This window comes from Methylobacterium sp. AMS5 (assembly GCF_001542815.1).
In the GTDB taxonomy this organism is placed as follows: domain Bacteria; phylum Pseudomonadota; class Alphaproteobacteria; order Rhizobiales; family Beijerinckiaceae; genus Methylobacterium.
In genome coordinates this window covers 339,257-361,714 of sequence record NZ_CP006992.1, presented here as the reverse complement: position 1 = coordinate 361,714, position 22,458 = coordinate 339,257, and the positions used below count along the sequence as shown (strand labels likewise).

Annotated in this window: 18 protein-coding genes; 8 read left to right on the top strand and 10 right to left on the bottom strand. The window is 68.4% G+C overall.

Features of this window, described 5'->3' with window-relative positions; genetic code table 11:
• Positions 1-345 precede the first annotated feature (345 nt).
• A complete protein-coding gene (locus Y590_RS01655) occupies positions 346-1,419 on the bottom strand; it encodes a hypothetical protein (protein ID WP_502689491.1) in 1,074 nt (357 codons plus the stop codon).
• A gap of 307 nt (positions 1,420-1,726) precedes the next feature.
• Between Y590_RS01655 and Y590_RS26925 the strand changes: the two genes are divergently transcribed.
• Positions 1,727-1,891, top strand: coding sequence for a hypothetical protein (locus Y590_RS26925; RefSeq protein WP_193763184.1), 165 nt, complete (start codon positions 1,727-1,729; stop codon positions 1,889-1,891).
• Positions 1,892-1,947: 56 nt separating this feature from the next.
• Here Y590_RS26925 and Y590_RS01650 read toward each other — a convergent pair whose 3' ends face one another.
• Positions 1,948-3,312, bottom strand: coding sequence for an RsmB/NOP family class I SAM-dependent RNA methyltransferase (locus Y590_RS01650; protein ID WP_060768362.1), 1,365 nt, complete (start codon positions 3,310-3,312; stop codon positions 1,948-1,950).
• Between the two features lie 89 nt (positions 3,313-3,401).
• Between Y590_RS01650 and Y590_RS01645 the strand changes: the two genes are divergently transcribed.
• On the top strand, positions 3,402-3,629 hold the full coding sequence (locus Y590_RS01645) for a DUF1674 domain-containing protein (RefSeq protein WP_060768361.1): 228 nt from the start codon (positions 3,402-3,404) through the stop codon (positions 3,627-3,629).
• 49 nt (positions 3,630-3,678) lie between these two features.
• On the opposite strand, the gene Y590_RS01640 is transcribed toward Y590_RS01645, so the two are convergent.
• Entirely contained in the window at positions 3,679-4,449 is a 771-nt protein-coding gene (locus Y590_RS01640; protein WP_003604954.1) for an NAD kinase, read from the bottom strand.
• A gap of 105 nt (positions 4,450-4,554) precedes the next feature.
• On the opposite strand from Y590_RS01640, the gene cutA reads away from it, so the two are divergent.
• Positions 4,555-4,878 carry a divalent-cation tolerance protein CutA gene (cutA, locus tag Y590_RS01635; protein WP_060768360.1) on the top strand — a complete coding sequence of 108 codons (324 nt, stop codon included), beginning with the start codon at positions 4,555-4,557 and terminating at the stop codon, positions 4,876-4,878.
• Between the two features lie 79 nt (positions 4,879-4,957).
• On the opposite strand, the gene Y590_RS26920 is transcribed toward cutA, so the two are convergent.
• Positions 4,958-5,119 carry a hypothetical protein gene (locus Y590_RS26920; RefSeq protein WP_193763183.1) on the bottom strand — a complete coding sequence of 54 codons (162 nt, stop codon included), beginning with the start codon at positions 5,117-5,119 and terminating at the stop codon, positions 4,958-4,960.
• 133 nt (positions 5,120-5,252) lie between these two features.
• On the opposite strand from Y590_RS26920, the gene Y590_RS27165 reads away from it, so the two are divergent.
• Positions 5,253-5,930, top strand: a complete 678-nt coding sequence (locus Y590_RS27165; protein ID WP_286161833.1) for a PilZ domain-containing protein — start codon at positions 5,253-5,255, stop codon at positions 5,928-5,930.
• 277 nt (positions 5,931-6,207) lie between these two features.
• Positions 6,208-7,686 carry a glucose-6-phosphate dehydrogenase gene (gene zwf, locus Y590_RS01625; RefSeq protein WP_060768358.1) on the top strand — a complete coding sequence of 493 codons (1,479 nt, stop codon included), beginning with the start codon at positions 6,208-6,210 and terminating at the stop codon, positions 7,684-7,686.
• A gap of 35 nt (positions 7,687-7,721) precedes the next feature.
• Here the strand turns inward: zwf and rocF are convergent, their stop codons facing one another.
• From rocF to Y590_RS01605, 4 genes are all read right to left on the bottom strand, one after another.
• Positions 7,722-8,648, bottom strand: coding sequence for an arginase (gene rocF / locus Y590_RS01620; RefSeq protein WP_060768357.1), 927 nt, complete (start codon positions 8,646-8,648; stop codon positions 7,722-7,724).
• A gap of 280 nt (positions 8,649-8,928) precedes the next feature.
• Complete coding sequence (locus tag Y590_RS01615; protein ID WP_060768356.1) at positions 8,929-11,289, bottom strand: PAS domain-containing sensor histidine kinase; 2,361 nt, start codon at positions 11,287-11,289, stop codon at positions 8,929-8,931.
• Positions 11,290-11,474: 185 nt separating this feature from the next.
• Positions 11,475-14,111, bottom strand: a complete 2,637-nt coding sequence (pepN, locus tag Y590_RS01610; RefSeq protein ID WP_060768355.1) for an aminopeptidase N — start codon at positions 14,109-14,111, stop codon at positions 11,475-11,477.
• Positions 14,112-14,189: 78 nt separating this feature from the next.
• The gene (locus Y590_RS01605; protein WP_060768354.1) at positions 14,190-15,098 is read right to left on the bottom strand and encodes a hypothetical protein; all 909 of its coding nucleotides are present in this window, start codon (positions 15,096-15,098) and stop codon (positions 14,190-14,192) included.
• Positions 15,099-15,524: 426 nt separating this feature from the next.
• On the opposite strand from Y590_RS01605, the gene Y590_RS01600 reads away from it, so the two are divergent.
• A complete protein-coding gene (locus Y590_RS01600; protein ID WP_060768353.1) occupies positions 15,525-15,965 on the top strand; it encodes a VOC family protein in 441 nt (146 codons plus the stop codon).
• A 46-nt stretch (positions 15,966-16,011) separates the two neighbouring features.
• Here the strand turns inward: Y590_RS01600 and Y590_RS26915 are convergent, their stop codons facing one another.
• Positions 16,012-16,176 (bottom strand): hypothetical protein, encoded by a 165-nt coding sequence (locus Y590_RS26915; RefSeq protein WP_201026761.1) that lies wholly within the window; start codon positions 16,174-16,176, stop codon positions 16,012-16,014.
• A 115-nt stretch (positions 16,177-16,291) separates the two neighbouring features.
• A complete protein-coding gene (locus Y590_RS01595; RefSeq protein WP_060768352.1) occupies positions 16,292-16,801 on the bottom strand; it encodes a hypothetical protein in 510 nt (169 codons plus the stop codon).
• Positions 16,802-17,478: 677 nt separating this feature from the next.
• Here Y590_RS01595 and Y590_RS01590 point away from each other — a divergent pair.
• Together Y590_RS01590 and Y590_RS01585 are read left to right on the top strand one after the other, a co-directional pair.
• Positions 17,479-21,156 (top strand): PAS domain S-box protein, encoded by a 3,678-nt coding sequence (locus Y590_RS01590; RefSeq protein ID WP_060768351.1) that lies wholly within the window; start codon positions 17,479-17,481, stop codon positions 21,154-21,156.
• A gap of 152 nt (positions 21,157-21,308) precedes the next feature.
• Positions 21,309-22,388, top strand: a complete 1,080-nt coding sequence (locus Y590_RS01585; protein ID WP_060768350.1) for a sensor histidine kinase — start codon at positions 21,309-21,311, stop codon at positions 22,386-22,388.
• The last annotated feature ends 70 nt before the right edge of the window (positions 22,389-22,458 follow it).

Sequence of the window (22,458 nt, the reverse complement as noted above, 5' to 3'; positions counted from 1 at the left end):
CGTCGATCTCGAGATCCGACTTTCGGCGGTGGCGGCTTGCCATCGGGTTAAACGGCAACGGTCCAGAGGAAATGCATCGGCGCGTATTTAACGAAATGCTTCTTTCGCCATTTCGAACTGATCGCCGATTTCCCGCTTCAGTGTCTAGATGAAGGGGGCGACGGCCCGGCTAAACTTATCGAAACGTGAATCCAGCCTGCCGGAAATCTTTCGCAAACCATTTTGGCGCGACTGGGACGGGCTGCTCCCCTCGTCGATGGTGAATGCCGCCGCTCTCGAACGGTTGGGGGGCACCCCCTTGTTCAAGGGGCGCCCCCGAGCGTCGTAATCGGGTTCCGCGTCGGATCAGATCACCGGAAGCCCCGTCATGCTCGCGCCGATCCTGTAGCCGTCGCCGAAGAGGGCTTCGTGCGCGAAGTAGTAGACGCCGAGGAACAGCATCAGCGCACTGGCATAATAGACCGGCGTCAGAATGACGTCCCGGCGGGTGGCGGGGACCCGGGCGTCGTCGGCGGCGATGGCGATCAGGACCGCGATGATGCCCGAGTGCCCGATGGCGTCGATCTTGCCGAATTCGAAGATGGCCGAGATGAAGACCGCCGTCAGGATGATCGCCGAGGCGCGGCGCACCAGGGGCGTCCAGATCAGGGCGAAGGCCAGCGTGAACTCGATGATGCCGGCGGCCTGCATGAAGAGTTCCGGCGAGGCGCCCATCGTCATGGCCGGCTTGGCGGCAATGAGCGGGTCGGTCCAGTGCGGGTAGGCCCACTTCTCGACCGAGGCCCACATCAGGGTGATCGCGGCGGCGATGCGTACCACGTCGATCGGGCGCTGGCCGAACAGGTCGCGGTCCAGGGCGGTCAGGGCGAGGAAGGCGGCCACGCCGAGGAACACCGGATAATCGGCAAGGTGGAAGACGCCGTAGTTCCAGACGGCGAAGCCGAAGAGGAACACGATGCCGGCGGCGGTGAAGGGGAGGGTGCGCTTCCAGAGGAGCCCGGCGGCCATGGCGAGCTGGAGCCACGGGATCCAGGCGACATCGGTCTTCAGCTCCGGCGTCAGGATGATGCCGCCGAGGTTCCAAAGCGAGACGAGGAAGAAGCCGACCACCGCCCGCACGATCAGGCCGCTGTTGACCCGAGCGAAGGCAGTCACGCGGTCCAGCGCGTTGAGGAGCGCGGTGCCGAGCGGCGTGCCCTCCATGAGACAGCCGGCCATCAGGCAGACGAGCGCCAATCCGGTGAGAAGCTCGAAGTCGGTGCAGAGGACCTGCTCGAGGCCCCGGGGCTGCCCGGCGACATCGAACGCACAAAACCATTTGACGTGGGCGCTGGCCGCCCCCGTCCCGAAAATCAGGAAGCCTGCTGCGCCTGCAAGCATGAGAGGAGAGCGCACCCAGAAGCTGGACACGTGAGACATGGAGCCGCCGAAACGGGAGGGAAGTTCGTTGTGCAGGAAAAACTTAACGCAATCCGATGGGTCGCGCTAAGGCTTTGTTTACCCACTTGAACGAATGGTTAACGGGGATTGTGTAACAAAGGTTATGCAACCTCGGGGCGCCGAATCCGCCTTGTCGGCGCGTCGTTTTCCCAGGGGGTTCGGCTAACCTGTGGAGAACGGGGGTAGCGGGGATGCCCGGCAGCGCGGCAGGCGCGTTAACGCCATCGAAGGCCGTGTTGAGGACGGCTGGACCGGCGCCGCGCTGGTCGCTCGATCGGGACAAGGAATGATTGCACTGCTCAGCCTGGTCAGCCTGACCTGCGGCCTCGCTCTCGCCGGACAGGCGCCGCGCTTTCCCGGCTGGACGGCCCGGATGGAGATGGCCGGCGGGCTCTCGCTCGTGACGGGTCTCGCCACGGTCGGCGCCGGCCTAGGGGCCTATTGCGGCTGAGCCGCGCCTGAGCCCGGACCACGGGAGGACCGGATCACAGGATCACACGTCCGGGTTCAATCGCGCCGCCTCAGAAGGCTCGCGAAGAACCCGTCGAGGCCACCCGCCCGCCCGGTGCCGCCCACGACGTGACTCGGTAAGGTGCGCAGATCGCCCGATGCGTCGATCAGCTCGGCATGGCCGGACAACCGGTCGGGCGTGATCGCGATCCGCTCGAAGTCCGGATTGCGGGCCAGGAACGCCGTGACCTGCGCGCTGCCTTCCTCGGGCTCAAGGGAGCAGGTGCAGTAGACCAGGCGACCGCCGGGGCGCGTCAGCCGCGCGGCCTTGTCGAGCAGGCGGCGTTGCAGGCCGGCCAAGCGGATCACGTCCGCCTCGCTCTTCGTCCAGACGACATCGGGATGGCGGCGGATGGTGCCGGTCGCCGAGCAGGGCGCATCGAGCAGCACCGCGTCGAAGGGCGCGTCCTCCGGCAAGGCGAGGGCATCGGCGGTGACCACCTCGGCGGAAAGACCGAGGCGTTCGAGGTTCCGCCCGAGGCGTTCGAGCCGCACGGCCGAACGGTCCACCGCCGTGACCACCGCGCCTGCGGCAGCCATCTGGGCCGTCTTGCCGCCGGGCGCCGCGCAGAGATCGACGACGCGCTCGCCCGAGACAGGCGCCAGCAGCCGCACCGGCAGCGCGGCGGCGGCATCCTGCACCCACCATGCGCCCTCCGCGTAGCCGGGAAGCTCGGCCACCGCCTGCCGCACCTCGGCGAGCCGTACCGATCCGAGATCGAGCCGGATTCCCCCGAGCCGTTCGGCCCAGGTCTCGGGATCGTTCGGAACCGTGAGATCGACGGCCGCGCCTTCGAGATGCGCGACGGCGATCCGGCGCGCGGCCTCCTCGCCATAGGCGGCCCGCCAGCGCCGGGCGAGCCAGTCCGGGGTGTTGTGGGCGAGCGGATCGCTCTCCTGCTCCCGGATCGCGTCTCGCTCGCGTGCGATCCGGCGCAGAACGGCGTTGACGAGGGGCACGAGGTGCTGGAGTTGCGGATCGGCTTTCGCGAGGCGCACCGAGAGATCGACGGCGGCGTGGTCGGCCACCGCCAGATCGAGGATCTGCGCCGCACCCGTTACGAGCAAGGCGAGAAGGTGGGGCCGGTCTTCCGGCAAGCCGTCCCGCAGGCGGGCGGCGAGCGCCGCCCGGATGAAGCCGAGGCGGCGGAAGCTCGCCGTGGCGATTGCCCGAGCAAGCGCGGCTTCCCCGGCATCCAACCCCGCCCCGCGGGCGGCCTGGGCGAGCGCGTCCTCGAGCGCGAGGCCGCGGGCGGGCCCGAGCAGGGTCGCCACCGCTTCCCGCGCCGCGTGGCGCGCCGCGAGGCCGGGAACCGACGGGTCGAAGGGGGGCGGCGGGCGGCGGTTGGGGGGCGGTGCCACGCGTAAAGGGCCGTTCTGGTCTAAAAGGGATCGGCGGGGTCTCGCCCCGGAGCCGACGCAGTCACATCTGTCGGCGAGGGATGCAAGCAATGAAGGAGATCGGCATGACGCAGGCGAATGCCAAGGAGAAGGACGCGGCCTCGCGCGCCCTTTCCCCGGCGGCACAGCGCGCGCTGGCGGAAGCGGCTGAGCGGCGGGCGGCGATTGACGCCCGCGCGGCCAAGATCGCCGAGCGGCCCGAAACGCTGGGACGCGGCGGCCTGGAGCCTGTCCGCTACGAGGACTGGGAAGTGAAGGGCCTCGCCAGCGACTTCTGACCGGACGCCGACCCTGGTCCCTCGAAGGACATGCGGCGTCGAAAGCGAATCAACCGAACTGCTCGCGCAGAATGCGCTCTTCCAGGCTGTGGCCGGGGTCGTGCAGCAGCACGAGATCGGTGGCGTGGTCGAGCCATGTCTCCACGGTGCAGACCCGGCGGAACTCGGTGTGGTCGGCCACCGCCGCCACGGGGCGGTGTTCGGCGTCGATGACGTCGATGCGGATGCGCGCGTGGTTCGGCAGCAACGCGCCACGCCAGCGCCGGGGCCGGAAGGCCGAGATCGGCGTCAGCGCCAGGAGATGCGCGTTGAGCGGCAGGATCGGGCCGCCGACCGAGAGGTTGTAGGCAGTCGAACCCGCGGGCGTGGCGGCGAGGATGCCGTCGGCGATGAGTTCCGGCAGGCGCACATGGTCATCCACCGAGACCCGCAGCTTCGCAGTCTGGTGGGTCTGGCGCAGCATGTAGACCTCGTTGATCGCCCGCGCCGTGTGGCTGTTCCCCTCGGTGTCGGTGGCGATCATCGTCATCGGGTGGATCGTCGAACGCTTGGTCGCCTCCAGCCGTTCGAGCAGGCCTTCTTCCCGGAACTCGTTCATCAGGAAGCCGACCGTGCCGCGGTTCATGCCGTAGATCGGCTTGGGCGCGTCCATGAAGCGGTGCAGCACCTGAAGCATCAGGCCATCGCCGCCGAGCGCGACGACGACATCCGCCTCCTCGGGCGAGACGTGGTCGTAGCGGCGCATCAGCAGGTCCGCCGCCTCCCGCGCATCGGCCGTGGGGCTCGCCACGAAGGCGATCCGTGAAAAGCGACGCGGCATCCGTGCTGTCAGCCCTGTTGACGGGAAGAGGCCGAGCCGGTCTCACTCGGGGTTCGAGCCGACCACCCGCGAACGGGCGCCGGCCTGCCGAGGGAGAGCCATAGCATGGAGCGACCGCTCCTCGTCTACACGACCTTTCCCGATGCCCCGACCGCGCTCGACGTCGGGGAAGCCCTCGTGCGCGCCCGCCTCGCGGCCTGTGTGAACGTGATCCCGGGGATGCAGTCGGTCTATGCCTGGAAAGGCGCGGTCGAGCGCGGCACGGAGGTCGTCGCGATCTTCAAGACTCGAGAGGGCCGGGCCGACGCCCTGGCGGCGGAACTGAAGCGGCGTCACCCCTACGAAACTCCGATCATCCTGCATCTACCGGTCTCGGGAGCCGACCCGGACACGGCGGCCTGGATCGCGTCGGAAACCGGCCCCGGCTGATCGAGCCGATTCGACCCGTCATGCGAAGGGCGCGGACCCCGTCACCGGAGCCGCGCCCTTGAGACGGCGCTCGAGCGCTTCAGGCGCCGAGGAGGGGTGAGAACGCGCGCTGCCGGTGAGCGATGCTCGCCTCGTAGCGCTCGGCCTGCAGCCTCGTCAGGCCCGAGACCAGGGCCATCGACCCGCGATAGACGGTGTAGGTGCCGTCATGAGTCGGTTTCACGCGAATGAGCTCGGACATGGGACCTCTCCCTGCCAGGGGTCAACTTCGAACGCGTTACGATGGGGGCAGGTTAATCGGTTGTTCATGTCTTGCAAGCCGCTTCGAGCTTCGCGTTGGACAATATTTTTGTTGCGCTGCAAGAAGAGCCGACTTGTTCTGCAGTGCGGCTGCGGCCGCCGAACATAAAATCGATTTCATTCCGAATTCCTTCGCCAGCTTGGCCGCACATGCGGTGGCCGGCAGCATTCGTGGTGCGCATGGTGTCGGGCGCTGTGCGTCCTCGATGGATGTCGGGTTTTGGCGCAGCGAAATGCGGGCCGTCGGCGGAGGTCTGTCGCGGTGCAAATGTTGCATCAACACTTTGCCTGTATGGTCGGCTTCAAGAAGCCTTATGCCATGGGGCCCCATGCCGGATTCCCAGACCCAGATCGCCGATCTCCCCTTCGAGCTGACAACCGACGACGAAGCGGCGCTTATCGCGCGGCGTGAGGAGCGGACGTCCACGAACTGGATCGCGCTCATCCGGCTGTTCGACGGCACCGAGATCCCCTGCAACGTCAAGGATATCTCAAAATCCGGGGCCAAACTCGGCGTGCCCGCGGCGTATGAATTGCCGGCCTCGTTCATGATCAGAATTATCGGCCGGGATTTCGTGCTGAGGGTCAATCTCGCATGGCGGCAGGGCAATTACGCAGGCGTGCGCATCGAGCGCATCGCCAAGCTGCCGGTCGCCGAAGAGAAGAAGCCACCGGCCGACGAGCCGGCTTCGAAGTCGAACCCGAATTACAGCTCCATCGGCACGCGCCGCAGCCGCCTCTCGCCCGGGTGAGACGATGGCGCTACGAGCGGGCGTTGGGGGGCGCGCTTCTGCGGACCCGGAGAGACGCACCCGTGGCGGTGACCCTCCGGTTCAAAGGTCTCGGCTCGTTTGTTCGGCAGCGCCCTTGCAAGGCGTCGCCATGAACCGATAACCCACCGTGCCGGAGGCTTCCGAGCTTCGGCAACCTCTCGGGTGCGAGCCGCGGGGCCGCAGGAGCCGTTTCTGCCGCCGACCGGCACTTCGAATCCCGCGCGAAACAATCCTGCGCGAAACATGGGAGCCGCGCTTGGCCACCATCATCCCCGTCTCGCCCTTCGATTACGTCGTGTTCGGCGCGACCGGCGACCTGACGCAGCGCAAGCTCCTGCCAGCCCTCTATCAACGCTATCGCGACGCTCAGATCCCCGAGACGAGCCGCATCATCGGCGCCTCGCGCAGCCACATGAGTGTGGAGGAGTTCCGGGAGCACGCCCGCGATGCCCTGAAGAGCTTCGTGCCGCCGGCCGAGATCGACGATGCGCGCCTCGCCGGCTTCCTCGATCACCTGTTCTACGTGGCGGTCGATGCCCTGGGCGATGAGGGCTGGGACGACCTCAAGAGCCTGCTCGACGAACGCCCCGACCGGATCCGGCCCTACTATCTCGCCACCTCGCCCGATCTCTACGGCTCGATCTGCCGCAGCCTCGACCGTTACGGGCTGATCGGTGAGAACAGCCGCGTCGTGCTCGAAAAGCCGATCGGCAAGGACCTGAAATCGGCCCGCGCCATCAACGACGCCGTCGGCGCGGTGTTTCCCGAGAGCCAAATCTTCCGCATCGACCACTATCTCGGCAAGGAGACGGTGCAGAACCTGCTGGCCCTGCGCTTTGCCAACACGATCTTCGAGCGGCTCTGGAACGCCGACGTGATCGACCACGTGCAGATCACGGTGGGCGAGACGGTCGGCGTCGAGGGGCGCGGCGGCTACTACGACACCTCCGGTGCGCTGCGCGACATGGTGCAGAACCATATCCTCCAGCTCCTCTGCCTCACGGCGATGGAGAGCCCGATCTCGCTCGACGCGAACTCCGTGCGGGACGAGAAGCTGAAGGTGCTGCGCGCCCTCAAACCCATCACCGCCGCCGACGTGCAGAGCGTGACCGTGCGGGGGCAGTACGTGGCGGGCGCCGTCAGCGGCAGGCCGGTGGAGGGCTACCACACCGACCTCGGCAACAGTGCCGCGAGCCGCACCGAGACCTTCGTCGCCCTCAAGCTCGAAGTGCGCAGCGGGCGCTGGGCGGGGGTGCCGTTCTACGTTCGCACCGGCAAGCGCCTGCCGAAGAAATTGTCCGAGATCGTGGTGCAGTTCCGCGCCTCGCCCTTCTCGATCTTTCCGACGGACGCCTTCGGGCGCGAGCCGAACCGCCTCGTCATCCGGCTCCAGCCGGAGGAGGGGATGAAGCTCGAAGTGATGACCAAGGATCCGGGTCCCGGCGGCATGCGCCTGCGCCCGACCAATCTCGACATCTCGTTCGAGGAGACGTTCAAGCAGCGCTACCCCGACGCCTACGAGCGCTTGCTGATGGACGTGGTGCGCGGCAACGCCACCCTGTTCATGCGCCGCGACGAGGTGGAGGTGGCCTGGGCCTGGGCCGACACCTTGCTCAAGGCCTGGGCCGACCGTCCAGACCCGCCGCGCCCCTACGCCGCCGGAAGCTGGGGACCGACCGCCTCGATCGCGCTGATCGAGCGCGACGGCCGTACTTGGCATGAGGAAATCGGCTGACGCCGAATCGGCATGAGAGGATCGGCTGAGGCCGGTCACGCCTCCAGCGGCGGCTCGGTCGGCCGGTCGATGATGCGGCGGCCGAACAGGCTCGCCACCAGCTCGACGAGCGCCCGGGCGCTGCGCCCGCGCTCGTCGAGAAAGGGGTTCAGCTCCACCACGTCCAGGGAGCCGACCAGCTCCGAATCGCACAGCATCTCCATGATGAGATGCGCCTCGCGGAACGTTGCCCCGCCCGGCACCGTCGTGCCGACGCCCGGCGCGATGGCAGGGTCGAGGAAGTCAACGTCGAAGCTGACATGCAGGTGGCCGTTCGCGGCCGCGACCCGATCGAGGATGCGGCGCAGCGGCGCGACCACGCCGAACTCGTCGATGGTCCGCATATCGATGACGTTCACCTGCCGCTGCGCGACGATGGCCCGCTCGCCGGCATCGATCGAGCGCAGGCCGAACAGGTGAATGCGCCGCGGATCGAGCAGCGGGCGTTCGCCACCGTCGAAGAGGTCGTCGAAACCGGGCTCGCCGCACAGGGCGGCCAGCGGCATGCCGTGCACGTTGCCGGAGGGCGATGTCTCCAAGGTGTTGAAGTCGGCATGGGCGTCGAGCCACAGCACGAAGACCGGCCGCCCGCTGCGGCCGCAATGGCGTAGCGCGCCATCGATCGAGCCGAGCGACAGACTGTGGTCGCCGCCTGCCACGAGCGGCAGGCTTCCGCCGTCCAGGGCCGTTTCCACCGCCCGCGAGATCTCGGTCATCCAGGCGCGGATCGCCGGCAGGTCGCGCTGGCCCGGCGTGCAATCGGGAGCGAGATCGCCCTGGTCGCGGACCGTGAAGCCCAGATCCCGAATCACCCGCAGCAATCCGGCGGTGCGCAGGGCCGCCGGACCCATCACGGCCCCGGGCTCGCTCGTTCCGATCTCGATCGGTGCGCCGATGAGGTCGATGGTGGACGGTGCGGGCATGGAGGCTTCCGTTTGAGCAGGGCGGGTCGGACTCTTCGCCGGACCGGGCGTGGCAACACGGCTGCGCCACGCCCGGCCGACGCCCTTTTGTCTTACGAGCAGGGAAAAGGTGCCAAGGACGGGCCAAATCCCTCGAAGCAGACCCTCCGCCATGACGACGACCGGACGATTACGGTCCGGCGTGGAGCCGGCCGATCTGCGGGCCATCGGCGAGTTCGGGGTGAGGCGTCGCATCGACATCGCCCATCACGGGATCGCGACGCACCCGCCGGGCTGATCCTCAGAGGGCCGCGATTCGGCCGCCTTCGGCCCGGGTCATGCCGGCCATTTCGCCGATCGCCGCCAGCGTGTCCCGCTCGGCCTCCCGTGCGACCTCGGCGAGGCGCTCGGGCGTCGGCATCGGCAGGCGTACCAGCACGAGGGTGCCGATCCCTTCCTCGGAGCGGATGCGCAGCGACCCGCCATGCAGCTCCGCGGTGGAGCGGGCGATGGCGAGGCCGAGGCCGGAGCCCTTGTAGCTGCGAGTCAGGTTGGTCTCGACCTGCTCGAACGGCCGGCCGAGCTTGGAGATCGCCGTCTTCGGGATGCCGATGCCGGTATCAGCGATGAACAGGTGGACGAAGCTGTTGCAGGAGCGCCCGCGCAGGGCGACGCGCCCCCGCTCCGGGGTGAACTTCACCGCGTTCTGGATGATGTTGAGCAAGATCTGCTGGAGCGCCCGTTCGTCGGCCAGCACGTGCAGGGTGCCGGCGAGTTCGAGATCGATGGAGACGGATTTGCTCGCTGCCTCCTTGGCCACCAACGTCAACGCGGAGGCGAGGGCCGTGCCGAGGTTGATGTCGCGGCGCACGAGCTTCACCCGCTTCGCCTCGATGCGCGACATATGGAGGATGTCGTCGATGACCGAGAGCAGGTAGGTGCCGCTCTGCTGGATGTCGCGGCAATAATCGGCGTAGCGGGGTGAGCCGAGCGATCCGTAGACCTCGCTCTCCATCAGCTCGGCAAAGCCCATGATGGCGTTGAGCGGCGTGCGCAGCTCGTGGCTCATATTGGCCAGGAACTCGGACTTGGCCTGATTGGCGATCTCGGCGCGGGCCTTCTGGTCGAGATGACGCTCGGCGAGGTCGGCGAGCTGCTGCGTCTGGGTTTCCAGGGTGCGACGGGACCGCTTGAGATCCTTGACCGTCTCGATCAACTCGCGTTCCGACGTGACGAGCTGCTCCTGGTGGCGCTTGAGGCTCGTGATGTCGGTTCCGACCGAAACGTAACCGCCGTCCTTGGTCCGCCGCTCGCTGACCTGGAGCCAGCGTCCGTCCGTCAGTTCCACCTCGAAGGTGCGCGACGGGCCGCGTTCCGAACCCGGAATGCCCCGGCGCACGGGGGGGAGGGCGCCCCGTCCCATGATCTCGTCGTAGCGGCGGCCGGGCACCGCATCCTCGCTGGCCAGCGCGTGCAGGTCGCGGAACTTCGAGTTGCAGAGCACCAGCCGGTTGCTGGCGTCCCACAGCACGAAGGCTTCGGAGACCGCCTCCACCGCGTCGCGCAGGCGCATGTCGGCGGTGGCGGTGAACTCGGCGAGGCGGCGTTGCTCGGTGACATCCATGGCGATGCCGACGAGATGGCGGCTGCCGTCGACCGCATCCTCGACGATCTCCGCGCGGGTGCGCAGCCAGATCCACCCGCCGGACGCGTCGCGGATGCGGAACTCGTGATCGACGGTCGCGTGGCTCGCGGCGAGGTGGCGGGCGAGGCTGTAGAGGTCGCCGTCCTCGGCGTGCAGCAGGGCGTTCACGTCGCCGAAGGAGAGAAGATCCTTTTCCGGCGTGTAGCCGAGAAGGGCGTACATCGAGTCGGACCAGAAGATCGTGCCGCGGGCGATGTCCCAATCCCAGAGGCCGCAGCGGCCGCGGCCGAGCGCCGTGTCGAGGCGCTGCTTGACGAGATCGCAGACCTCGTCCGCCGCCTGCGCCCGCTGCGTCTGCAGGATGTAGGCGGTGGCCATGCCCGCCAGCACCAGGCCGATGGCCGAGAGTGAGACCGCGTGGTGGCCGAACATCCGCCACCAGTTGTCGGCCAGCGGCTCGAACCTCTGGACGACCGCGACTTCGCCCATCCCGTCGGACAGGCGGCGGGCCGCGACGACCGCCTGACCGCCGGCCTGGAGATTCACCGTCATCGCCCCGGCGCTCTCGCCGAGGATGGCGATGGGCTCGCCCTCGGCGAGATACCCGGCGAAGGTTTCGGCCGGGGCGGGTGCGGGATAGGCGGCGCGAATCCGGCCGCCGGGGCCGATCACCAGAACTTCGCGGCCGGCTGGCAGAAGATGGACCGGCAGCACGCGCTCGAGCCGCGTCTCGGTGGCGGACGACGCGTTCGACAAGGCGAGCGCGGCGAGGCGCGCGAAGGCTTCGACCTCGCGGGTGGCCACGCGCATCGCCTCATCGTGGCGCCCGCGCATCTGCAGAGCCGCCACGCCCAGCAGCGTGAGCATGAAGACGACGAGCAGAGCCGGAAGCGCGTAGCGAAGCCACGTCTCCGCCCGGATGAGGCGGGCCTGGGCAGTGCCGGTCGTACGTTGGATCCCGAGGATCGTGTCCGCGCGTACGCGCGCGGACAGGGACGCGGACACCGCCCCCGACATATCGACACCTCTGCACTGTTTGGAAACTGCGCCTTGGCCTGAGCCGCGTCGGCTGCTTCGAATCGTATTCACAATGGACATCGCGGGCCGGCGTTTGTCCACGCCGATTTTGGGGTGGAGAATTGACACCGCGCGGCCGGCGACGGCCGCACGGTGCCGAAACGCTTTCCTCAACAGACCCTTAACTAGCCGGCCAAGCTCCGCGTCCCGATATCGGTCACATCACGAGAAAGTCCGGGCGTGGCCGCGATGCGACGCAGGGCCGTCTCGGCCGCTGCCCGGCGCACCGGTTCCAGCCGCCGCCAGGGGCCGAAGGCGGTCATCAGGCGTGCAGCGACCTGCGGGTTTGTGCCGTCGAGCGCCAGCACGGTCTCGGCCACGAGGGCGTAGCCGGCCCCGTCCGCGCGGTTGAACTGGGTCGGGTTGGCGAGGCTGAAGCTGCCGACGAGGGAGCGCACCCGATTCGGGTTCGTATGGGCAAAGGCCGGGTGGCTCTGAAGGCGGCGGATGCGCGCCACCGTCCCGTCCTCGGGGATCATCGCCTGGATCGCGAACCACTTGTCGAGCACCAGCGGCTCGCTCGCGTAGCGCTCGGCAAAGGCGGACAGCGCCGCCTCCCGCGCCTCGCCCGGCAAGAGCGCGAGGGTGGCAAGCCCGGCGAGGCGGTCGGTCATGTTTGTCGCCCGCGCGATCTGCGCCTGCGCCAGAACCGTGCCGGCCTCCGGGTCGGCGGCGGCGATCAGGTCGAGGGCGGCGTTGCGCAGGGCCCGCCGCCCGGCTGCGGCCGCGTCGGGCGAGAACGGGGTACCCTCCGGCTCGGCCAGAGCCGCGCGGAGGCTCAGGAGTCGGTCCCGCAGGCCCGTGCCGAGGCGGCGGCGCAGATGGCGGCGCGCGGAAGAGATCGCGTCCGGATCGATCTCCGTTCCGATCTCGTCGGCGAGGTCGCCCTCGCTCGGCAGGGCCAGAACCTGTGCGGCGAAGGCCGGGTCGCGCAGGCCCTCCGCATCGAGGAACGCGCCGAGCGCGATGACGAAGTCGTCGGCGCCCGCATCCCCGGCCGTCTCGCCGCGCACCTGCTCCGTCATGAGCCCGAGGGCGATGCGCTGGGCTGCCTCCCAACGGTTGAAGCTGTCGGGGTCGTGGCGCAGCAGGATCAGGCGCGCGTCGTCGCCGAGGGTGCTCTCGACGCGGACCGGGGCGGAGAACGCGCGAAACAGCGAGGGCACGGGTTCCGCGGCGACATTCTTGAAGATCACGGCATCCTCGGCGGTCTCGAGCACGAACACGCCGTCCTCGACCCGCTCGGCGCAGGGGCCATCGAGCGGGCCATCCGGGCCGACGAGGCCGAGGCCGATCGGGATGACGAGGGGCGGCGCATCCGCCCCGGCGCCGGGGCGCGTCTGGCGGAAGGCGAGGCGGTAGGTCCGGGCCGCGGGGTCGTAGGTACCGGAGACGGCGACCCGCGGCGTGCCCGGCCGCTCGTACCATTCGGCGAAGCGCGAGAGGTCGCGGCCCGTCACCGCCGCGAAGGCATCGAGGAAGTCCTCGACGGTGGCGGCCGTCCCGTCGTTGTCGGCGAAGTAGCGGTCCATGCCGGCGCGGAACGCGGTCTCGCCGATCAGCGTGCGCAGCATCCGCACGATCTCGGCCCCCTTCTCGTAGACGGTCGCCGTATAGAAGTTGTTGATCTCGGCATATTGCTTCGGCCGCACCGGGTGGGCGAGCGGCCCGGCATCCTCCGGAAACTGGCGGGCGCGCAGGTTCCGCACCTCGGCGATCCGGTGGACGGCGCGCGAGCGCATGTCGGAGGAGAATTCCTGGTCGCGGAAGACGGTGAGGCCCTCCTTGAGGCAGAGCTGGAACCAGTCGCGGCAGGTGACGCGGTTGCCCGACCAGTTGTGGAAGTACTCGTGGGCGATGATCGCCTCGATTGCCGCGTAGTCGCCGTCGGTCGCGGTCTCCGGGCTGGCGAGGACGTATTTGTCGTTGAAGATGTTGAGGCCCTTGTTCTCCATCGCCCCCATGTTGAAGTCAGACACGGCCACGACGTTGAACACGTCGAGGTCGTAGGCGCGGCCGAACGCCGTCTCGTCCCAGGCCATGGAGCGTTCCACGGCGTCCAGCGCGTAGGCGGCGCGGTCCGCCTTTCCCGGCTCGACATAGACCGCGATCTCGACCGCGCGGCCCTCCACGGTGGTGAAGGGCTTGGCCACCCGGTCGAGCCGCCCGCCCACCAGGGCGAACAGGTAGGCGGGTTTGGGCAGCGGGTCGTGCCACACCGCGTAATGCCGGTCCGTCCCCGGCACCGCGCCCGCCTCGACCGGATTGCCGTTGCCGAGCAGGATCGGGGCAGCCTCCCGCTGCGCCTCGATGCGGGTGGTGTAGACCGACAGCACGTCGGGCCGGTCGAGGAAGTAGGTGATCCGCCTGAAGCCGTCGGCCTCGCACTGGGTGCAGTAGACGCCGTTGGAGCGGTAGAGGCCCATCAGCCGGGTGTTGGCGGTCGGGTCGAGCCGGGTCTCGATCCGCAGGGTGAACGGACGCTGCGGCGGCCTGTGCAGCGTCAGGCCCGAGGCATCGGCCCGGACGGCGTCCGGCGCCAGCGCCTGCCCGTCGAGTTCGAGCGCCAGGAGCGTGAGGTCGTCGCCGTCGAGAACGAGGGGGGCGCCCGCACGGCCCGCCGGGTTCGGGCGCAGCGCCAGGGTTGCGGTCACGCGGGTGTCGTGCGGATCGAGGTGCACGTCGAGTTCGACCCGGTCGATCAGGTGATCGCTCGGGCGGTAGTCTTCGAGGCGAACGGTCGTGGGCGTCTCGGTGCGCATCGGTCTGGGCTCGCCGTCGGGAAAAGCGTCCCGTCTTCTAGAGGCGATCCCTGCCGAGCGGAATCCGTCACGGATCGATCAGGCCGCCGGGACCGCCTGTCTTGCCTGATGCCGAAGAGCGAGCCGGTAGGTCAGGTCGCTCTGCGCCAGGCTGCCCGCGATGAAACGGTCGAACGCGGCGACCCAGTGGGGAGTGAGGTGGATGTAGGCGTTGCGCGGCCCCGAGCGGACGAGGAAATTCCGCTCCTGCGCAACGGTTAGAATGTTGCGCACATGGCTGCGGGAGACGGCGAAGCGCGGCGCGAGATGGACGAGATCCGATCCGCGGATGCGGCTTTCCGGGTCGCTGCCGCCCATCTCCGAGAGCGTCAGCAGGATGATCAGCGCGCTCGTGCTGCTGAGAAAGACGATGATCTCAAGGTTGCTCCACATCATGGCGATGATCGCGTCGAAGGCCGCGATGGCGGATCGGGCGTGGGCCGCCTGGAATCCCAAGTCGCGCCGCCGCGCTGGCTCGAAACCCGGATCGGGGTAGAGAACCTGGAGCGGTGCGTAGTGGGCGGCCTTCCACTCGCGATCCCAGGCCAGGAGTCGCTCGGTCGGAAACAGGAGGCGCACGCGGCTGTCCCCCGGCTGCTGCCGGAGTTCGAGATAGTCGGTCTGCACGAGGCGCGCGACGAAGCTGTCGATCAGCCTCGGGCTGGCGAAGCCGAAACGGGCGACCGTCTCCTTGAGCAGGCTCAGCGTCGGCCACGTCGCCCTGTCCGCCGGATCGTAAGCGGCATGCTGGCAGACGATGATGGCGAGGGTGGTCACCCGCCCGGCGTCGGCGCCGAACTGGGCGGGAAACATGCCGGCTTCGTAGACCTTGGCATGTTCCAAGACGAAGACGCGGCGCGCCGCGGCAAAATCGGGATGGGCAAGGATCTGCTCGGGCATCGCGTGTCCGACCTCGCCGACCCCCGGGATGACCGAGCCGGCCCTCATGCGCCGTCTCCCGGTAGCCGCGCGTCTGATCGGACCATCATCGCAGGAGGGGACGAATCGACACTTTCCCGATGCAATTTTCGGAAGTGAAAGCTCTCTGGCGCCACAATATGGATGCGCGAAAAATCAGTTTCGGACGACTTTCTTATATTTATCAATGTCATTTTAAATGTAATCTGATAAAATTACCAGCAGTAATCTTTAGCGAAGGCGACCGTATCGATCAATTGCAACAAGCGAGGCGCTTTATCAAATCTATGTTATTCGCCGGCGGTCCGCGTGAATCCGGCGGGCGGCGGCGGTCGAACGGCCATTGCGCCGCCGCTGGCTCACAGGCCGCGCCGGGTCCTGATCGGCCGCCCCCCGTTGACGGGCGTGTGCGCCGGGCCAGATAGCCGGCCATCCCTGTCATCATCCGGTGTGGCCATGGAATACCTGCACACGATGGTTCGCGTGGCGGACCTCGACCGCTCGCTCGCCTTCTACGTCGATTCCTTCGGGCTCAAGGAGGTCCGGCGGGTCGAGAACGAGAAGGGCCGTTTCACCCTCGTCTTCCTCGCCGCTCCGGGGGATGTCGAGCGGGCGGAGGCGACGAAGTCGCCGCTGATCGAGCTGACTTACAATTGGGATCCGGAGACTTATTCCGGCGGGCGCAACTTCGGGCACCTCGCCTATCAGGTCGATGACATCTACGCCTTCTGCCAGCGGCTGAAGGATGCGGGCGTGACCATCAACCGGCCGCCGCGCGACGGGTACATGGCCTTCGTCCGCTCGCCCGACGGCATTTCCATCGAGATCCTGCAGAAGGGCGGAGCGAAGCCGCCGCAGGAGCCGTGGGCCTCCATGGAGAATACCGGAACCTGGTAGGTCCGGCGGGTGGGCGCCTGGGCTCGATGCCCCGGCGCCCGTCCGGTCAAGCCTCGAGCTTGGGCGTGATGCCGAGTTCGGCGAGCTTGGCGCAGACCGCATCGACCGGCCGCTTCAGCCGAAGGCTGATGACGGAGACCGGTACGCCCTCGCGGGCCATGCTGCGCAGGCTCTGGACCGCGTCGAGGCTCCAGCTGGTATCGACCGACATGGCTTCCTCCTGTTTCTCAGGCGGCAAGTTTCTCAGGCGGCAAGGCGATCCGGCGAGACATCCTGCGGATCGCTCCGCCGGAACGAGGTGGATCGCCGGGACGGGCGCGGCAACCTCACGCCGAACATCTGTGCATGCCCGCAAGTTGGGCGGTACGAAGCGTCGGCCGGCCCTGGAGCGCCCCACGGAGCGGGACGCGCAGGCTCGAACGCTCCACGGCGAGGAATATGCTGCATCCCCCCACCACGGTGCCCGTCTCGTCGCGCAACGCCGTCGGGTAAGGCATGAAGGCCATCCGGCTCCCATCCGGCCGTTCGAGGCCGATCTGGATGCCGCGCACCGCGCGCGCGCCTCTGAGGGTGATCGCCATCGGCGACAGGTCGTGCGGCAGCGGTGCGCCGTCCGCCTCGAACAGCCGCCAAGCCCCACACCAGCGTGCCTTGCCGATCACGGGGCGGAACCCCCAGAGCTGTGCGGCAGCTTCGTTGTAGTAGGTCAGCCAGCCGTTGGAATCGGTGGTATAGAGTGGTGCGTCGATCTGCCGGAACAGATCGGCCCGCGACGGCTCATGGTTCCAGTCGGAATCGGGCGCGTCGAAATCGTAGGCGAAATCGTCCGTGTTCATCAGGCTCCCCACGACGTCCGAGCATTCGAAATGCCCGCTGCCAGCACTTCGTGCCCCCCTCTGTCATGGGTTCCTGGGGACCTCCCGGCGCCTCGGCCGGCTTGGAAGGTCCTTCGGAGCGGTGCCGGAGCGCCACCCTCCAGATCGTCCAACCCTTGCGGGATTGTGCCTCGAAGCTTCCGGGGGCGGTCGCTCCTCGACGCCATGAACGGCATATCGGGCCGAACTGGGCTCTCTCGCTGAGTCTGATACGGACGAGGGGTAGAATGCACGTCTCGCCCCATGAGGCAAGCACCTCGACGACATTTCATGAGCCGAACGGCTGATTACGATCGATCGAACTTATTGCGATGCAAAAAAGGACTGAGTTTCGTGCGGGATGATGCAGGTTCCATCTTCGGCAATGCAACGAATACCGCATTTGTTGTATTTCATGTCCATCATGCCGGGACCGCCTGCCACGTGTCCGTTTCCGATCGAACGTTCATCGAGCTCGTCTCGACGCGATCCGCAGTGATCCGTCGCAATGATTCGGAGCACCGCCATCACAAGCCGTCCATGAATCGGCCCGCCGCAACGGACATATCCGCGAAGGCGTCCTCGCTGTCCCATCGATCCGCAGCCGCCGTGCCCGCCCGCGCTCCGGATCGGGTCCAAAGCCGGTGGAGGGTCGTTCGATGAGCCGATTCGTCGCTGGCGAGGGCCTGCCGGCGTCCCTGCGCTTCCTTGACGAGGGCGGGCAGACGGGCCGAGAGATCCTGGCGCATCCCTGGTCGGACACGCCGCTCGGGCCGCTGGAAGACTGGCCGGTTTCCCTCCGCACGACCCTGGCGACGATGCTGGCCTGCCCGGCCGCGATGTTCCTCGCTTGGGGGCCCGAGGGGATTTCCTTCTTCAACGACGCCTACCGGCCGGTCTTCGGCGACCGCTTGCCCCGGGCACTCGGTGCGCGCTTTCGCGAGATCTGGGCCGACCTGTGGGAGGATATCGGCCCCTTGGTCGATGCCGCTCTGCGCGGGCAAAGCGTCGCCCAGCGCAACCTGCCGCTCCTCATGGATCGCTACGGTGTGCCCGAGCAAAGCTGGTGGAGCTTCACCTATTCGCCGGTGCGCGACGATGCGGGCCGGATCAACGGCATGATCTGCGTCACGGCGGAAACGACGGCCGAGGTGCTGGCCGAGCGCGCACGCCGCCGCAGCGACGAGCGCCTGGAGATGGCGCTCTCGGCCGGAGGCAGCGTCGGCGTCTGGGACTGGGACGTGACGACCGATCGCGTCACCGCCGATCCGCGCTTTGCCGCGCTCTACGGCGTCGATCCGGCGATGGCGGCGGCCGGGGCACCCATCGCCGCATTCTTTACACGGGTGCACCCCGACGACTTGCCAAGCCTGAGAGCGAGCATCGGGGCCGTGCTCGGCACGGGGGGGCAGTTCGATGCGGAGTACCGCCTCCTCCAGGGGGATGGCAGCATCCGCTGGGTCGCCGCGCAGGGTCGCTGCACCCTCGGCGAGGACGGGACGCCGCGCCACTTCCCCGGCGTCAGCTTCGACATCACCGAGCGCAAGCGCATCGAGCAGGCGCTCCGCGACAGCCAGGACCGCTTCCGCGGCATCATCAACTCGGTCGATCAGATGATCTGGTCGACGCGGCCCGACGGCTACCACGACTTCTATAACGAGCGATGGTACGCGTTCACCGGCGTCCCCGCCGGCACGACCGACGGCGAGGCCTGGAACGGCATGTTCCATCCCGAGGATCGTGAGCGTGCCTGGGCGGCATGGCAGCACGCCCTCGACACGGGTGAAAACTACCAGATCGAGTATCGCCTGCGGCACCGCTCCGGCCTCTACCGCTGGGTGCTCGGCCGGGCACAGCCGGTCCGCGATGCGGATGAGCGGATCGTGCGCTGGTTCGGCACCTGCACCGATATCCACGACCGTAAGCTCGCCGAAGAACGTCAAGCCTTCCTGCTCGGACTGAACGACCGGCTGAGGGAGGCGGGCGAGCCGCAGGCGGTGACGCTGGCCGCGGCCGCGACGCTCGGCGCCCATGTCGGCGTGGCGCGGGCCGGCTACGGCGAGATCGACGAGGCCGGCGAGACCGTGCGGGTCGAGCACGACTGGACCCGCGACCCGTCGGTGCCGAGCCTCGCGGGCGCGCCGCGCATCCTCGACGGGTTCGGACCGGCGGTGATCGCGCAACTGCGGGCCGGGCTTACCCTCGTGGTAGAGGATTGCTACGCCGACCCGCGGGCCGGGCGCGGTTACGCGGCGACGTGGGATTCCATCGGCTGCCGGTCTCTCGTCGTCGTTCCGCTGATCCGTGAGGGGCGTTTACGGGCGATCCTCTACCTGCACGAGCCGCAGCCGCGGGTCTGGCGTGCCGAGGAGATCGGGCTGGTCGAGGATGTCGCCCAGCGCGTCGGCCACGCTGCGGAGCGCGCCCGCGCCGAGCAGGCCGAGCGCGCGAACGCCCGTGAACTGCGTCTGATCGCCGATTCGCTGCCGGTCCTCATTGCCCTGTTCGATGCCGACGGCGTGTGCCGCTTCGCCAATGCCGCCAGCGCCGACTGGTTCGGCGTCCCTCCGGCGGAGGCGGTCGGGCAGACGCTCGCCGCGCTGATCGGGCCGGACGCTCTCGCCGAGGCGCAACGGCGCTTCGAGAGGGCCCGCGCCGGCCGCGACGTGCGGTCCGAACGGGCCTGGCCGCGCCGGGACGGCAGCCCGCGCATCGCCGATATCCGCTACCTGCCGCGACCGATGCCGGACGGCTCGACCGACGGGGCCTACCTGTTCGTCACCGACATCTCGGACGCCAAGCGTATCGAAGCGATGCTGGAGCGCGAGGTCGGCGAGCGCACACGCGAGCGCGACCGCCTCTGGCAGACCACCAACGACCTGATGGGGACGGCCGGCCTCGACGGCCACCTCCGCAGCGTCAATCCGGCCTGGGGGCGCCTGCTCGGCTGGAGCGAGCGGGAGCTGCTCGAACGTCCGTTCCTCGATTTCATTGAGCCCGAGGACCGGTCCGGCACCGGCGCCGTGCTGGCACGGCTCGCCGGGAGCGAGCAGATCACCGATTTCGTCGATCGCATCCTCAGCAAGGACGGGCGCCGCCGGACGGTGATGTGGACGGCGGTGCCCGAGGGCGGCTGCTTCCACATCGTCGGGCGCGACATCACCGACCAGCGCCTCGCCGAGGAGCAGTTGCGGCAGGCGCAGAAGATGGAGGCGGTCGGCCAGTTGACCGGCGGCATCGCCCACGACTTCAACAACCTCCTGACGGGCATCATCGGTTCGCTCGACCTGATGCAGACCCGCATCGCCCAGGGCCGCGTCGACACCCTGGAGCGCTATGCCGGGGCGGCCCTCACCTCGGCCCACCGTGCCGCGTCGCTGACCCATCGCCTGCTCGCGTTCGCCCGGCGCCAGCCGCTCGAACAGAAGCCCGTCGATGTGAATGCGCTGCTGGCCGGCATGGAGGAGATGCTGCGGCGCGCGCTCCCCGAGCAGGTGCATCTCGACATCGTCGCGACGGAGTTCCTCTGGCTCACGCTCTGCGATCCGCACCAGCTCGAGAACGCGGTGCTCAACCTGGCCATCAACGCGCGCGACGCCATGCCGGAGGGCGGCCGGCTCGTGGTCGAGACCTGCAATGCCATTCTCGGACCCGCCGATCTGAGCCTGCATTCGGGCGCCCGCGAAGGGGCTTATGTCTGCATCCGCGTCGCCGATACGGGCCACGGCATGCCGCCGGAGGTCGCGGCCCGGGCCTTCGAGCCGTTCTTCACGACGAAGCCCCTCGGCATGGGAACCGGTCTCGGCCTGTCGATGATCTACGGGTTCGCCCGCCAATCGGAGGGGCATGCCCGGATCGCGTCCGAGCCCGGCCGGGGGACGACGGTGACGATCTACCTGCCCCGCTACGACGGCGCATTGCCGTCCGAGCACGCGTTGGCCGCGTCGCCCGAGCCGGCGCGCACGGAGCGGAACGAGACGGTCCTCGTGGTCGAGGACGAGCCGGTGGTGCGTGACCTCGTCATCGAAGTGCTGCGCGAGCTCGGCTACCGCGCGATCGAGGCACCGGACGGCCCCTCCGGCCTGGAGATCGTGCGCTCATCCGCCCGGATCGATCTTCTGGTCACCGATGTCGGCCTGCCCGGCCTCAACGGGCGCCAACTCGCAGACCACGCCCGCACCCTGCGGCCCGAGCTGAGGGTGCTGTTCATGACGGGATACGCCGAGAACGCGACGTTCGGCGGGGGGCCGCTCGATCCGGACATGCAGATGATCACCAAGCCGTTTCCGGTTGAACGGCTCGCCGCGCGCATCTCTGAGATGATGGGGCTCTCGTGAGGCTTGGTCTGACCGTGGCTTGAAACGAGGGCTTTTCCGACCGACAGGACACATAGACTTGTGGAAGGCCCGGAACGGCCCAACACCGCACACGTTGACCGGCGCGAAGAGACCGTCGTTTCCAGGCTGCGGTGAGCGAACAGACGAGCGGTATGGGTGCTGACACGCCACAGGGCGGCCTTTCGGGGACTAAGGGGGCGGACACCCCGTTTGACCTCGGCGACGGCTTTCGCCGGTTCGCCGACCACGTGCCGCTGATGATGTGGCGTACGGATGAGAAGGGGCGCTCGACCTATCACAATGAGTGCTGGCTTCAGTTCACCGGCCGCCCGCTCGCCGAGGAGATCGCTAACGGCTGGCGCAAAGGCGTGCATCCGGACGATTTCAAGCGGCACGCCGAAACCGTCGAGAAGGCCGTCGAGTCGCGCCTTCCCTTCACCGTGGAGTTTCGGCTGCGCCGTCACGATGGAGCCTATCGCTGGCTGCTCGATACCGGCCGCCCGCTTGAGGAGAACGGCGTCTTCCACGGCTATCTCGGCTCGTGCTTCGATATCACCGACCGGAAGAGCGCCGAGGAGCATGCCGAGCACGCCCTGGTCGAGAAGGAAACGTTGCTCGCAGAAATCTATCACCGGGTGCGCAACAACCTTCAGGTGATGGTGAGCCTGATCGGCCTCTACGGCCGCGCCGCGCCCGAGGCCTGCCGCGGAAGCTTCGATGCCCTGGGCCAGCGGGTACGTGCCATCGCGCTGGTGCAGCAGCATTTGCACGAAGCGCCGCACATCGCCTCGATCGATCTGCGCGACTATCTGCATCGGCTCGCCTCCGGCTTGGGACAGTTGCGCCGGGCCGGGCGGATCGGCGTGACGGTCGAGGGAGACGGGACGAGCTTGGTCGAGCCACGCACCGCCAATGCGCTCGGCATGATCGTGGCCGAGGTCGTCGCGGAATGCCTCGATGCCACGACGGAGACGGTGACCTGCGGCATCACCATCCGCATCAATGCCGGTGCCGGCACGCCGGTGCGCCTCTCGGTCGTGTCCGGGGCCGGAGAGGCCGCTGCGGCGGGACGCGAGGGGGTGCCGAAACTCGGCCCCCGTCTCATCGCGGCCTATGCCGCGCAGGCCGAGATCGCGGTCAGCGGCACCGCGACGCAGGCTGACCCGCTTCACCTGCAATTGCCCGAGGCCCGTGCCTACGTGCCCCCGACGCTTTCGCCCTCCCTGAGCTGACGCGATCGTCGCAGGCGGATGCCTCGCGGCCGCGGCTTGCGATCGCTATATCGGGTTCGATGTCCCGACG